Genomic DNA, 13,014 nt, shown 5'->3' with positions numbered 1-13,014 from the left:
ACGCCATGCCCCATCTCACCCTCGAATACAGCGCGAATCTCGTGGATGCGAGCAGCATGGGTCAGCTATGCGAATCGCTTGCGCACGTGCTCGATGCACAACGCGACGAGAACGGCGCGCGCGTGTATCCACGCGGCGGCATTCGCACCCGTGCGCTGCGCTGCGAGCAGTACTTCATTGCCGACGGCAACCCCGGGAACGCCTTTCTGCACGGCTGCCTGAAGATCGGCGCGGGCCGCTCCCAGGCCGTGCGACGGGCGACGGGCGATGCGCTCTTCGAGGCGATCAAGCAGCACTTCGAACAAGCCTTCGCGTCACACGGCCTCGCGCTCTCGCTCGAAATCGTCGAGTTCAGCGAGGAAGGCGCGTGGAAGCACAACAACCTGCACGCCCGGCTCAAAAACGCGAGTTCATGATGCTAGATCAGCAAACCATCTGCGAGCTGGCCGCACGGCTCGACGAAGCGGAACGCACGCGCACGCAGCTGCGGCATTTTTCGCGGTTGCATCCGGAGATGACAATCGACGACGGCTACGCGATCCAGCGCGAGTGGGTCAAACTCAAGCTCGCCGCGGGCCACACGATCAAGGGCCGCAAAATCGGCCTGACGTCGCGCGCCATGCAGCGCGCGTCGCAGATCGACGAGCCCGACTACGCGCCGCTGCTCGACAGCATGTTCATCCCCGCAGGCAGCGAGATTCGCGCGGACCGCTTCATCGCGCCGCGTGTGGAAGTGGAATTGGCGTTCGTGCTGAACCGGCCACTGCAAGGGCCCGACGTCAAGCTCTTCGATGTGCTCGACGCAACGGCCTATGTGACGCCGGCCATCGAGATCATCGACGCGCGCATCGAGCAGTTCGACCGCGAAACCAAAGCGCCGCGCAAGGTGTTCGACACGATTTCCGACTTCGCCGCCAACGCGGGCGTCGTGCTGGGCGGCCGCCCGGTGAAGCCGCTCGACGTGGACCTGCGCTGGGTCGGCGCGCTGCTCTACAGGAACGGCGCCGTGGAGGAAAGCGGCCTGGCCGCCGCGGTGCTCGACCATCCGGCAACCGGCGTTGCCTGGCTCGCCAACAAGATCGCGCGCCACGACGAGCGCCTGGAAGCCGGCGATGTGATCCTGAGCGGCTCGTTCACGGCGCCGATTCCGGCACGCGCGGGCGATACGTTCCATGCCGATTACGGCCCGCTGGGCGGCATCGGTTTCCATTTCATCTGATCAGGATGCCGTCATCATGGCCGTACCCGCCAACCCGTTCAAGCGCGCGCTCGCGCAAGGCCGCCCGCAAATCGGCCTGTGGGCCGCACTCGCCGACTCGTACGTAACCGAACTGCTTGCGAACACGGGCTTCGACTGGCTGCTGATCGACGGCGAGCACGCGCCCAATGATTTGCGCAGCACGCTCGCGCAACTGCAGGCCGTCGCGCCCTACCCCACGCACGCGATCGTGCGGCCCGTGCGCAACGACGCGGCCATCATCAAGCAACTGCTCGACATCGGCACGCAAACCCTGCTCGTGCCGATGATCGAGAACGCCGAGGAGGCACGCGCCGCCGTCGCCGCGACGCGCTATGCGCCGCACGGCGTGCGCGGCGTGGGCAGCGCGCTTGCGCGTGCCTCGCGCTGGAACGGCTCTGCGGATTATCTGCATCACGCAGCGGAAGAACTGTGCGTGCTGGTCCAGGTGGAAACGGCGAGCGCGCTCGCGCAGCTCGAAGCCATCGCGCAGGCAGGAGGCGTGGACGGCGTGTTCTTCGGGCCCGCGGACCTGAGCGCTTCGATGGGCCTGCTGGGCCAGCCAGGCTCGCCGCAGGTGCGCGAGGCGATCTGCAACGGCATTCGCACTGTGCGCGCGCAAGGCAAAGGCGCGGGCGTGCTCGCGGCCGATCCGGTCATTGCGAACGAATATCTGGAAGCTGGCGCGACGTTCGTCGCCGTGGGCAGCGACGTGTCGTTGCTTGCACGCAGCGCAAGCGAACTGGCCGCGAAATTCCGCCAGCCTGCGGCGCGCGGCTAACGCGCGTTCATCCCGCGTTCATCGCGTCGCGCGCGAAGCGCGCTTCATTCGCCCGCTTCCCCGCTCTGTATGAGCTTGGCCAGCACGCTTGCCAGCACTTCGCGCTCGTGCTCGCTCAGCGTGGCGAGAATCGCGTCGTTCGTCGCCTTCGAGATCGCCGTGGCGCGCCGGTAGGTGCTGCGCCCCTGCGCCGTGAGCGCCACGAGCACGCCGCGCCCGTCCGCCTCGTTCGAGGTCTTGGCGAGCAGGCCCTTGCGTTCGAGCACGTCGGTGGCGCGGCTCGCCTGGCTGCGGTCGAGATTCGACACGCGCCCGAGATCCGACACCGACAACGAACCGAACGCGCCCACGCTGAGCAGCAGCCGCGCCTCCGTGAGCGACAGGGAGAGCGCTGCCTCGAACGCGTCGCTCATCGTGCGATCGGTCTGCTTCTTGAGCACATGGAGCCGGTAGGTGAACAGCTCCGCGATGTTGTACTTCCCCGTCATGGATCTTCCCGCCTGGTTTTCACCGGCCGCGAAATGCGGCCACGCCGTCAGGATAGCATCGATGAAAGCGCTGTTCTGCAGGCATTTCATGGAAAGTTTGATGCTTGCACACGCATTTATTTGCGCGTAGGATCGGCGAGATCAGAGCCCGCCACGAGGAGACTTTCATGAATGAAAACATCCAGCGCACGCGCCCCGAATGGTGCGACCCCACGGAATGGGCGGTGCGCGTGCAACTCGCCGCTGTGTATCGCGTGTTTCATCTCATGGGTTGGACCGAGCTGATCTTCAATCACATTACGCTGCGCGTGCCCGGGCCGCACAAGCATTTCCTCATCAACCCGTTCGGGCTCACGTATGACGAAATCAAGGCCTCGAATCTCGTCAAGATCGATCTCGAAGGCAATATCCTGAGTCCGAGCGAGTATCCGATCAATCCGGCCGGTTTCGTGGTTCACAGCGCGATACATGCAAACGTGGCAGACGCGCATTGCGTGATGCATACGCACACCACGGCAGGGCTCGCGGTGGCGTGCATGGAAGGCGGCCTCGCGTATACGAACTTCTATTCGGCGCAGCTGCACGACATGGTCGCGTATCACGACTTCGAAGGCATCACCGTGCACGCCGAAGAAAAATCGCGCATCCTGAAGTCGATGGGCGACAAGCGGCTGCTCATTCTGCGCAACCACGGGCTGCTTTCGCATGGTGTGACCCTCGCGCACGCTTTTGCGCTGCTCTGGACGCTCAATCGCGCGTGCGAGGTGCAGGTCGTGACCGATTCGATGCGCGGTCAGACGCTGCCGATCTCGCCCGCCATTACCGAACGCTCGACGCGCGACGCCTTGCAGTTCTCGCCCGAACACGGCGCGGGCCAGAACGTGCTCGACGCGCTGGTCCGTCGTGTCACGCGCATCGACCCGTCTTATCAGGAGTGAAAGTTTGAACACCCCGAACCGGAAGATCACCGTCATCGGCGGCGGTGCGATCGGCGGCCTGCTCGCGGCGCGCCTTGCGCGCGCGGGCATCGCCGTAAATCTGCTCGCTCGCGGTGCGCATCTGGAAGCGATTCGCCGCGACGGTCTGACGATCGTCGAAGGCGACACGCGCTACACGCAATCCGTCAACGCCACGAACGACGCCGCAACACTCGGCGCGCAAGACATCGTCTTCGTTTGCCTGAAGGGTCAGGCGCTCGCCCAGTCGGCCGCTTCGCTCGCGCCGCTCGTGGGCCCGCACACGCATATCGTCTCGGCGATGAACGGCGTGCCCTGGTGGTTTCTCCACGGCTTCGGCGGCACGCTTGCGAATGGCCCGCTCGAAGCGGTCGATCCTGGCGGTGTCGTCTCGAAGGCGCTGCCGCCCGCGCAGGCTTCGGGCTGTGTCGTGCATCTGTCGTCGTCGATTGCGGGGCCGGGCGTGATCCGCAAGGGCGGCGGCAATCATCTGATCGTCGGCGAGGGCTCGGCGCACATGGCCGCGCACGCGCAGGAAGCGCGCGATCTGCTTGCGCAGGCCGGCTTCGAGGTCACGAAAGCCGCGCCCATTCAGGCCGATATCTGGGCGAAGCTCTGGGGCAACATGACGATGAACCCCATCAGTGCGCTCACGCGCTCGACCGCCGACGTGATTCTCGACGACCCGCTCACGGCGCAGCTCGTGAGCGCGGTCATGGCCGAGGCGCGTGCGATCGGCGAAGCGCTCGGCATTCGCCTCGCGATGACCATCGAGGAACGCAACGCGATCACGCGCAAGCTAGGCGCGTTCAAGACTTCGATGCTGCAAGACGTCGAAGCGCAACGCTCGCTCGAAGTCGAAGCCCTGCTAGGCGCGCCCTATGAACTGGCACAGCGTGTGGGCGTCGCGGCGCCCTCGCTCGGCATGCTCTACGGTCTGGCGCGGCAGCTCGACGCGAATCTCGAAGCGGCGCGCCAGAAAGACTAACCGTCAATCCTCGAGCGGCTTGCCCGTAAGGTCGCGAATAAACGGCAACGCGAGGCACGAGATCGCCACGCACGCCATCACGTACCACGCGGGCGCGAGCAGATTGCCCGTGCTCTTCACGAGCCAGGTGGCAACGGTCTGCGCGAAGCCGCCGAAAATCGCCACGCCGATGCCGTAGACGATCGCCATGCCTGTCGCGCGTACGGCGCGCGGGAACATCTCGGGCAGCATCGTGATGGAGGGCGCGGCCTGCAGCCCAAGCAGCACGCTCAGGCCGCCTACGGTGATCAAAAGACGCGCGGCATCCGGGCCGCTCGCGAGCCACAGGAACGCCGGGTAGATCAACAGCAAGACACCCACGCGCGGCCAGAAGATCAGCGCGCGGCGGCTGAACCGGTCGCAGAGCAGGCCCGATACGGGCGCCACCAGAAAGGTCACGACGCCGGAAACGAGCCCCGCCAGCAAGGCCGTGGGCGCGGGCACCTTCAGTTCGTGAATCGCATACGTCGGCATATAGAACGTGACGACATAGGCCGTGACCGTGGAGCCGATCGTCAGCAGGATGCCGAGCGCCGCGCGCCGCCAGTGATCGCGCAGCACGGCGAGCACCGGCATGCGCACCACGCTCGCCTGCGGCGGCAACTGCTCGTCAAGACGCCGGCGAATCCACATACCGAGCGGCGCGATCGCCACGCCCATGAGGAAAGGCACGCGCCAGCCCCAGGCGAGCAGCGTGTCGGCGGCGAGGAAAGTCGTCAGGAGTCCGGCCGTTAATGCGCCGAGCGAAACGCCCATCCCCTGGCTCGCGAACTGCCAGCTGCCGAGCAGGCCGCGATTGACGGGCGTGCCCGCCTCGATCAGCAGCGTGGTGGATGCGCCCACTTCGCCGCCCGCGGAAAATCCCTGCAGCAAGCGCGCGAACACGATCAGGACCGGCGCGGCCACCCCGATCTGCGCGTAGGTGGGGGCGAGGCCGATCAGCATGCAGCCTAGCGCCATCATGAAGATGGTGAGCGTCATGGCGGGCTTGCGTCCGGCGCGGTCGGCATACGCGCCGATCACCACGCCACCCAGCGGCCGCATGACGAAGCCCACGCCGAAGGTCGCCACCGAGGCCAGCAACTGCCCGTAGCTCGACATGGTGGGAAAGAACAGCTTGCCGATGGTCAGCGCGAAGAAGCTGTAGACGGTGAAATCGAAGAATTCGAGCGCATTGCCGATTGTCGCGGCGACGATCAACTGCGTGCGGCTCAGTTTGCCCTTGCGCACTCCGGTCATGCTGACGCTGTTCATGGCTCTCCTCGTCGGCCTCTGGCGGGCCTGAATGTTGACCGTGCAACGGTAGCATTCGCCCGGGCGCATGCGCCACTGATCAAAACCCGCGTACGCCGCGAACCGCGTATGGCAATGAAGCGTCCCTTTTATCGGTGCCCGGCATGAGCGTCTCATCCGCGTTCGTAAGGTAAAAGAGGCATACTCCCGGCATAGTCAGCACTCACGTTTCGCGCGCCGCGCCATTTTTTGGCGGTTCCGCAAACGCCCTGCGGGCCACCCACGCACAAAGTGGGCACCGAAATTGCGGCAGCGCGTCGAACGTTCCGACGAATCGGGCGCCGGCAGGCTATGCGCCGCGCCAACGCGCTTCCAGCCGCGCGTTTTGTCCCGCTGTCTTTTCCTCCGCCGCCACTGAAGGGTCGCCGCAGTCGCGACCCGTAAGCCCATGACAAGGATGTCCCTTTCTTCTGCCTTTCGGTTCCCGCGCGCGTCGCGCCTGCAAGCTCTCGTTGCCGTCCTCGCCGTTTCAGCCGGCCTGACGCTCGCGCTCTGCGCGTCGCGTGCAGCGGCGGCGACACCGGCCACCGTCGCCGAAGCGTTCAAGCCCGGCGCGAGCCCAGCGCATCCCGCCCAGCCTGCCGCGCCCGCCGCTAATGCCAACGCGGCCAACCCGGCCGCCCCCGTGGCGCTCACGCCCACCCAGGCGCAAGCCGCCCTGCAGGTTCTCGACGATCCCGTGCAGCGCGGCCACATGGAAGACACGCTGCGCGCCATCGCCGCCGCTGGCGCGCTGGCCGTGCCCGCCTCGGCGAGCGCGGCGGCCAGTGCGCCCGCCGCGGCCTCCGGCGCGGCGGCATCCACAGCCGCTTCGGCGCCGCTCGCGGGCGCATTGCGCTCCAACGGTCTGGTCGTGCAGATCGCCGATCACGCGGCGCACGGCGCGCGCACGATGGGCCAGCATCTGAGCCATACGTTCGCGACGCTGCTCGGCCTCTGGTCCACGCGCAACTGGTGGCAGGACCATCTGAACACGCCGCAGGGCCACGCGCTGATGCTCGCGCTGCTGCGCGTGCTGCTGCTCACGCTCGTGCCCGCGCTCGCGCTCGCCACGCTGCTGCGCCGCGTCGTCGCCACGCCGGAGCGCGCCATTGCCGCGCATCAGGCCGCGAAACAGCGCGAGGACGCCGGCCCTGCGCAAAGCGGCACGCCGACGCCGCAGCCACAAACACCTGAAGCGACGGGCACGAGCCTCGCGCTCGCCGCGCAGGCGAAAGCCGCCGATGCGAAGGCCGACGCGGAACAAGACGCCCTGCGCGAAGCCGCCGGCATGGAGCCGGCCGAGGGCAAGAGCGGCCAGGATGAAAAGGACAGCGACCCGAACGCCGGCCCCAACGCGAACGCGGGCGCCAACGCGGCAGCGCGCGCCACCGTGGTCGCGGCGCAAGCCGAGGACAACACCAGCGCCTCGCCAAAAACCGCCGCCGACCGCGCGAAAGAGGCGTACCACGCGCTGCGCGGCGCGCATCACTGGCGCCTCTTGCAGCGTCTGCCGGGCGCGTTGCTCGTGATGCTGCTCGAAGTCGTGCCCGTGATCGCCTTCGGCCTGTGCGCCGCGGGCGTGCTGTCGCTCTTCGGCCCCGACGACGCCGCGCCCGCCGAAGCCGTGGGCCAGATCGTCGATACGTATGTGATCTGCCGCGTGATCGTGATGTTCGGCAAGCTGCTGTTCGCGCCCGACGCCGCCGCGCTGCGCCTCGTGCCGCTGCCCGACGACTGGGCCGCTTACGCGCAGCGCTGGCTCGTGCGCGTCGTCGTGATCGGCGGCGTGGGCGGAGCGATTGGCGGCGCGGTGCCGCTCGGCATGACCGAGGACGCGCATCTCGCACTCGTGAAGGTCGTCACGCTGGTCGGCCACCTCGCGCTTGCCGTGATGATCCTGCAGCTGCGCCGCCCCGTGGCCGACGCCATGCGCGCCGCCGCCGCACGCCATGGCTCGTATGCCTGGTTCATGCAATGGTTCGCCGACATCTGGGTGGGCGTGGCGCTCTTCGTCGTCCTCGCGCTCTGGTTCGTCTGGGCGCTCGATCTGCGCGGCGGCTACGCGGCGCTGCTGCGCGCGGGCGGACTCTCGCTCGTCGTGCTGCTCGCCGCGCGCGTGAGCGCCATCGTGCTGCTCGGGGCGTTGAGCCGCGCGTTCGGCTTGCGCGACGATCAGGAGAAGATGAGCTTCGGCCAGCGCCGTGCGTATCGCTATTACCCGGCACTGCGGCGCATCGTCGTCGTGGCGATCTGGATCGTCTCGCTCGACCTGCTGCTGCACGTCTGGGGCCTGCGTCCCGCACGCATTCTCGCGCTCGCGCCGATGGGGCATCTGCTGGGCTCTGCACTCCTCACTATCGTGATCGCCGTCATTGCCGCCGTCGCGATCTGGGAGTTCGCGAACGGCGCGGCCGAGCGGCGCCTGAACGCATGGACCGACGCGGGCGACTTCGTGCGCGCCGCGCGTCTGCGCACGCTCTTGCCGATGTTCCGCACGACGCTGCTCGTTTCGATCCTCGTCGTGGTCGGGCTCACCGCGCTCTCGCAGCTCGGCGTGAACACCGCGCCGCTGATTGCGGGCGCGAGTATTTTCGGCGTGGCGCTCGGCTTTGGCTCGCAAAAGCTCGTGCAGGACTTCATCACCGGCATCTTCCTGTTGACGGAAAACGCCATGCAGGTGGGCGACTGGGTGACGGTGGCGGGCGTCTCGGGCACGGTCGAGTTTCTCTCGATCCGCACCGTGCGCCTGCGCGGCGGCGACGGTTCGCTCTACACCGTGCCGTTCAGCTCGGTGACGACGGTGAACAACACGAATCGCGGCATCGGCAACGCGGCGGTGAAGGTGCAGATCGCGCATGGCGCGGATCTGCAGCGCGCCATCGACACGCTCAAGGACATCGGCGCCGAGATCCGCAAGGAAGACGCGTTCAAGAACGGCATTCTCAGCGACTTCGCATACTGGGGCGTCGATCAGGTGGATGGCGCGGCCGTCACGCTCGTCGGGCAGATTCAGTGTAAGGACTCGGCGCGCTGGGGTGTGCAGCGCGAGTTCAACAAGCGCGTGTTGCTGCGCTTCACGGAGCGCGGCATCGAGCTGGCGAATCCGCAGCGCAACTTCCTCGTGGGCATGGCGCGCGGTGACGATGTCGAAGGGCATACGCACGGCGACGATCACGACGATGACGACGCCACCGACAACGATCGCGCGCGGGCGCAGGCGCACGGCGCTTCGAAGACGGGCGCGCAAGGCGGCAAGCCGCGCGCCGGCCGCGCCGGTGCGTCGGGCGACGGTAACGGGTCGTCGAGCGGCAAGCCGAATTGATGCGTGGACATCATGGCCGGTGCGCGGCTCGCGCGCGCCGGCCTCACCCGTCGCTTCGCCCGATCGATCTCCCGAAAAGTCTCACCGATACGGGGCGAGCAACGTCGCGGCGCAACGCTGGCAGGGTAAAGTTCTCCGTCTAATCAAGGGTCTGCGAGCGGTGGCATGAGGCGCTGCACGCGCGGCGCGGTGAGTCCCGAAGAAGCTCACCTTTCCTCTGCTTGCGCGGCGCGCCCGATATAATCGATTTGCCATTCAACGAGGACATCTCATGAAATCACTGATTGCCCTGGTCGCCGCTGCCACCGTTGCAACGACCGCGTTCGCCGCCAACCCCATCGACAAGTTGCCGTCGGGCGTCGTCGTCGAACACATCAAGCAAGGCACCGGTCCGCAGCCCACCGCCACCGACGTCGTGCGCGTGAACTATCGCGGCACGCTCGCGAACGGCACCGAATTCGACAGCTCCGACAAGCACGGCGGCCCGGCGACCTTCCCGCTCAATCGCGTGATTCCGTGCTGGACGCAAGGCGTGCAGAAGATGAAGGTCGGCGGCAAGGCGAAGCTGACCTGCCCGGCGGCGACCGCTTATGGCGATCGCGCGGTCGGCCCGATTCCGCCGAACAGCGATCTCACGTTCGAAATCGAGCTGATCGGGATCGGCCAGTAAGGCCAGCAGATTCTGCAGGCAAAAAAACGGGCGGTTGAGGTGTCATCCTCGCCGCCCGTTCTTGTTTTTGCAGGGACACAGGCCTTACGCCTCGACGTCCTCGAAACTGAAGATTTCCGACTGGTCGTTGTACGAAAAGACCTCGCCGTAACGCGCCCACTCGATCACGGTATCGAGCGTTTCTTCGGCGTCGACATCGGAAAGCACGTCCTCCAGCTCCTGCTCGAAGCGCACGCGCGGCGCGCGATGGCCCGGGCGCTCGTCGAGCACCTTCTTGATGCGCGCCGCGAGCGGCACGTTGCGCAGCAGGTGATCGGCGAACATGAGCTTGCGCGCCTGCGTGCCCATCTCCGCAAACACGCGGGCGGGCGGCGTGAGCAGCACATCGCCTTCGCGCACGTCGGCGAAGCCGAGCTGCTGCAGCATTTCCACGATCGGGAACAGGTCGTCGACTTCCAGATGCAGCGAGCGCGCGATTTCCGGCATGTCGGCGCGGCCGTGATACGGTGCGGCCGCCAGCGTTTCGATCAGACCGGCCATGATGTTGGTCGACACGTCCGGCAGGCGGCTGCCCACTTCGAGACGGCGAGTCGTGGCCTCGGCGGCTTCGCGCGCCGTCATCTTCGCGTAGATGTCGTCGACGAGCTTGCGGAACGCCGGATCGAGACGATTGCGCGGATGCTTGAACGGCACCTTGATCTCTGCCGACACGCGCCCAGGGTTCGACGACAACACGAGAATGCGGTCGCACATGAACACCGCTTCCTCGATGTTGTGCGTGACGATCAGCACGGACTTGATCGGCAAGCGGCCTTGCGTCCACAGGTCGAGCAAATCGGTACGCAGTGTTTCGGCGGTCAGCACGTCGAGCGCGGAGAACGGCTCGTCCATGAGCAGGAGCGTCGGGTCGACCACGAGCGCGCGCGCGAAGCCCACGCGCTGGCGCATGCCGCCCGAAAGCTCACGCGGATAGGCGTTTTCGAAGCCGTCCAGACCGATCAGGTCGATGGCCGCCAGCGCCCGTTCGCGACGCTCGCGCGCGCCCACGCCCTGTGCTTCGAGGCCCGCTTCCACGTTCTGCAGCACCGTGAGCCACGGGAACAGCGCGAAGGTCTGGAACACCATCGACACGCCTTCGGCCGGCCCTTCGAGCGGCTTGCCGAGCCAGTTCACCTCGCCTTCGGTCGGCTCGATGAGCCCGGAGATGATGCGCAGCAGCGTGGACTTGCCCGAGCCGGAACGGCCCAGCAAGCCGACGATCTCGCCCTCGCGCAGCGTGAGGTTCACGTCGTCGAGCACGAGACGCTCGTCCTCTTTCTTCGCGAAGCCGCGCGAAACATGCTTGACGGCGAGCACTTCCTGGCCGGGAGCGGGCCGCATCGGCAGCAGGTCGGAAGAGACGATTTTCGGATTCAGCATGATGTCACTCCATCTCAATCGAGGCGCAGCCGGGACTCGGCGTAGGTGTACAGCGGACGCCAGAGCACGCGATTGAACAACGTAACGAACAGGGACATCATCGCGATGCCCAGAATGATCTTCGGGAAGTCGCCGGCGGCGGTCGTTTGGGCGATGTACGAGCCGAGGCCATGCGCGACGACTTTCGTGTCGCCCCACTGCACGAACTCGGAGACGATGCTCGCGTTCCATGCGCCGCCGGAAGCCGTGATCGCGCCCGTGATGTAGTACGGGAAAATGCCCGGCAGCATGGCCTTCTTCCACCATTGCCAGCCGCGAATGCGGAAGTTCGTGGCCGCTTCCTTGTAGTCGTTCGGATAGGCGCTGGCACCCGCGATCACGTTGAAGAGGATGTACCACTGCGTGCCGAGCACGATGAGCGGCGAGAGCCAGATGTCCGGGTTCAGGTGAAAGCGCACGATCACGATCACGAACACGGGGAACAGCAGGTTGGCCGGGAACGCGGCGAGGAACTGCGCGAGCGGCTGAACCTTCTCGGCAATCGCCGGACGCAGGCCGATCAGCACGCCGAGCGGCACCCAGATCACCGAAGCGATAGCGATCAAGAGCAGCACGCGAAAGAGCGTGATGAGGCCGAGCACGAACACGTGCCAGACTTCATCGAGCGTGACGCCCGTGCGCACATAGGCCACGACGCGCCACACCACGAACACAGTCAGCGCGATCACGAACGCGGCCCAGACGATGTCGCCGATACGCGAGCGCTTGCTGATCGTGGTGACGACGGGCAGCGACTTCGGCAGTTGCACGCGCAACGGAATGCGCGCGAGCGTGGCGAGCAGGAAGCCCATCGGCACGAGCAGACGGTGAATGAGACGCGTGCGGCGAATCAGGTCGAGCAGCCACGATTCGGGCGCGTCGCCCGAGCTCGTGTTCTCCATGCGGAACTTGTCGGCCCACGCGACGAGCGGGCGGAACAGGAACTGGTCGTACGCGAGAATCACGACGACCATCGCGAGGATCACCCAGCCCACGGCGTGCAGGTTCTTTTCCGCGATCGCCTGGGCCAGATACGCGCCGACACCCGGCAGCGTGATCGTGTTGTTGCCCACCGTGATCGCTTCGGAGGCCACCACGAAGAACCAGCCGCCCGACATCGACATCATCATGTTCCAGATGAGGCCCGGCATCGAGAACGGCACTTCGAGCTTCCAGAAGCGCTGCCAGCCCGTGAGATGGAAACCTCGCGAGACTTCATCCAGATCGCGCGGCACCGTGCGCAGCGACTGGTAGAAGCTGAAGGTCATGTTCCACGCCTGGCTCGTGAAGATCGCGAAGATCGCCGCGAGCTCGGCCCCCAGCACGCGCGAGGGAAAGAGCGCGAGAAAGAACGTGACCGTAAACGAGATGTAGCCGAGCACCGGCACCGACTGCAGGATGTCGAGAATCGGCACGAGCACCTGGCCCGCGCGGCGGCTCTTCGCCGCGAGCGTGCCGTACACGAGCGTGAAGATGAGCGAGGCCACCATCGCCGCAAGCATGCGCAGCGTGGTGCGCATGGCGTACTCGGGCAGGTTCGCGGGATCGAGCGAGATGGGCTGCGCCTTCAACGTGGCAATGGGCGCCATCGTTTCGTGAAAGCCCACGGCCGCCATTGCGATCAGGCCGATCATCAGCGGGAACGCCACGAAGTCCCAGCGGTTCGGCAGCACGCGCCACGCCGAGGCGTTGGCCGTGCGGTTCAGGTTGAAGCTGAACTCCATTAGCGGCCTCCGTTAGCGAGTACTGGCGTGGGCACGAGCACGCCGGCGCAGGCGCGCGCTGCGCGGCGGGTCGTTC

General features: G+C 66.5%; 11 protein-coding genes. 7 read left to right on the top strand and 4 right to left on the bottom strand.

What is annotated here, in order from left to right; translation table 11 throughout:
* Positions 1-5: 5 nt before the first annotated feature.
* Genes AB3X98_RS30020 through hpaI form a run of 3 tightly spaced genes read left to right on the top strand, consistent with a single transcriptional unit; the run spans position 6 to position 2,018 of the window.
* Positions 6-416, top strand: coding sequence for a 5-carboxymethyl-2-hydroxymuconate Delta-isomerase (locus AB3X98_RS30020; protein WP_368605004.1), 411 nt, complete (start codon positions 6-8; stop codon positions 414-416).
* Entirely contained in the window at positions 416-1,219 is an 804-nt protein-coding gene (gene hpaH, locus AB3X98_RS30015) for a 2-oxo-hept-4-ene-1,7-dioate hydratase (RefSeq protein ID WP_368605013.1), read from the top strand. The genes AB3X98_RS30020 and hpaH overlap by 1 nt, the downstream gene beginning before the upstream one ends.
* Positions 1,220-1,235: 16 nt before the next feature.
* Positions 1,236-2,018 carry a 4-hydroxy-2-oxoheptanedioate aldolase gene (gene hpaI, locus AB3X98_RS30010; RefSeq protein ID WP_368605005.1) on the top strand — a complete coding sequence of 261 codons (783 nt, stop codon included), beginning with the start codon at positions 1,236-1,238 and terminating at the stop codon, positions 2,016-2,018.
* Positions 2,019-2,062: 44 nt separating this feature from the next.
* Here hpaI and AB3X98_RS30005 read toward each other — a convergent pair whose 3' ends face one another.
* On the bottom strand, positions 2,063-2,506 hold the full coding sequence (locus tag AB3X98_RS30005) for a MarR family winged helix-turn-helix transcriptional regulator (RefSeq protein WP_069261861.1): 444 nt from the start codon (positions 2,504-2,506) through the stop codon (positions 2,063-2,065).
* A gap of 167 nt (positions 2,507-2,673) precedes the next feature.
* On the opposite strand from AB3X98_RS30005, the gene AB3X98_RS30000 reads away from it, so the two are divergent.
* Both AB3X98_RS30000 and AB3X98_RS29995 read left to right on the top strand, forming a co-directional pair.
* Entirely contained in the window at positions 2,674-3,444 is a 771-nt protein-coding gene (locus AB3X98_RS30000) for a class II aldolase/adducin family protein (RefSeq protein WP_368605006.1), read from the top strand.
* Between the two features lie 4 nt (positions 3,445-3,448).
* Complete coding sequence (locus AB3X98_RS29995; protein WP_368605007.1) at positions 3,449-4,450, top strand: 2-dehydropantoate 2-reductase; 1,002 nt, start codon at positions 3,449-3,451, stop codon at positions 4,448-4,450.
* A gap of 3 nt (positions 4,451-4,453) precedes the next feature.
* Here the strand turns inward: AB3X98_RS29995 and AB3X98_RS29990 are convergent, their stop codons facing one another.
* Complete coding sequence (locus AB3X98_RS29990; RefSeq protein WP_342946866.1) at positions 4,454-5,743, bottom strand: MFS transporter; 1,290 nt, start codon at positions 5,741-5,743, stop codon at positions 4,454-4,456.
* Positions 5,744-6,179: 436 nt separating this feature from the next.
* Here AB3X98_RS29990 and AB3X98_RS29985 point away from each other — a divergent pair, with 436 nt between their 5' ends.
* On the top strand, positions 6,180-9,086 hold the full coding sequence (locus AB3X98_RS29985) for a mechanosensitive ion channel family protein (protein WP_368605008.1): 2,907 nt from the start codon (positions 6,180-6,182) through the stop codon (positions 9,084-9,086).
* Positions 9,087-9,357: 271 nt separating this feature from the next.
* Complete coding sequence (locus AB3X98_RS29980; protein ID WP_069261520.1) at positions 9,358-9,756, top strand: FKBP-type peptidyl-prolyl cis-trans isomerase; 399 nt, start codon at positions 9,358-9,360, stop codon at positions 9,754-9,756.
* Positions 9,757-9,840: 84 nt separating this feature from the next.
* Here AB3X98_RS29980 and AB3X98_RS29975 read toward each other — a convergent pair whose 3' ends face one another.
* Both AB3X98_RS29975 and AB3X98_RS29970 read right to left on the bottom strand, forming a co-directional pair.
* Positions 9,841-11,175, bottom strand: coding sequence for an AAA-associated domain-containing protein (locus tag AB3X98_RS29975; RefSeq protein ID WP_069261521.1), 1,335 nt, complete (start codon positions 11,173-11,175; stop codon positions 9,841-9,843).
* Positions 11,176-11,189: 14 nt separating this feature from the next.
* The gene (locus AB3X98_RS29970) at positions 11,190-12,938 is read right to left on the bottom strand and encodes an ABC transporter permease subunit (RefSeq protein WP_069261522.1); all 1,749 of its coding nucleotides are present in this window, start codon (positions 12,936-12,938) and stop codon (positions 11,190-11,192) included.
* Positions 12,939-13,014: the final 76 nt, after the last annotated feature.

The sequence above is a fragment of the Paraburkholderia sp. BR14312 genome (assembly GCF_040948675.1).
GTDB lineage: Bacteria > Pseudomonadota > Gammaproteobacteria > Burkholderiales > Burkholderiaceae > Paraburkholderia > Paraburkholderia nodosa_A.
The sequence above is the reverse complement of the archived record's forward strand: the minus strand, read 5'-3'. Positions and strand labels throughout refer to the sequence as shown.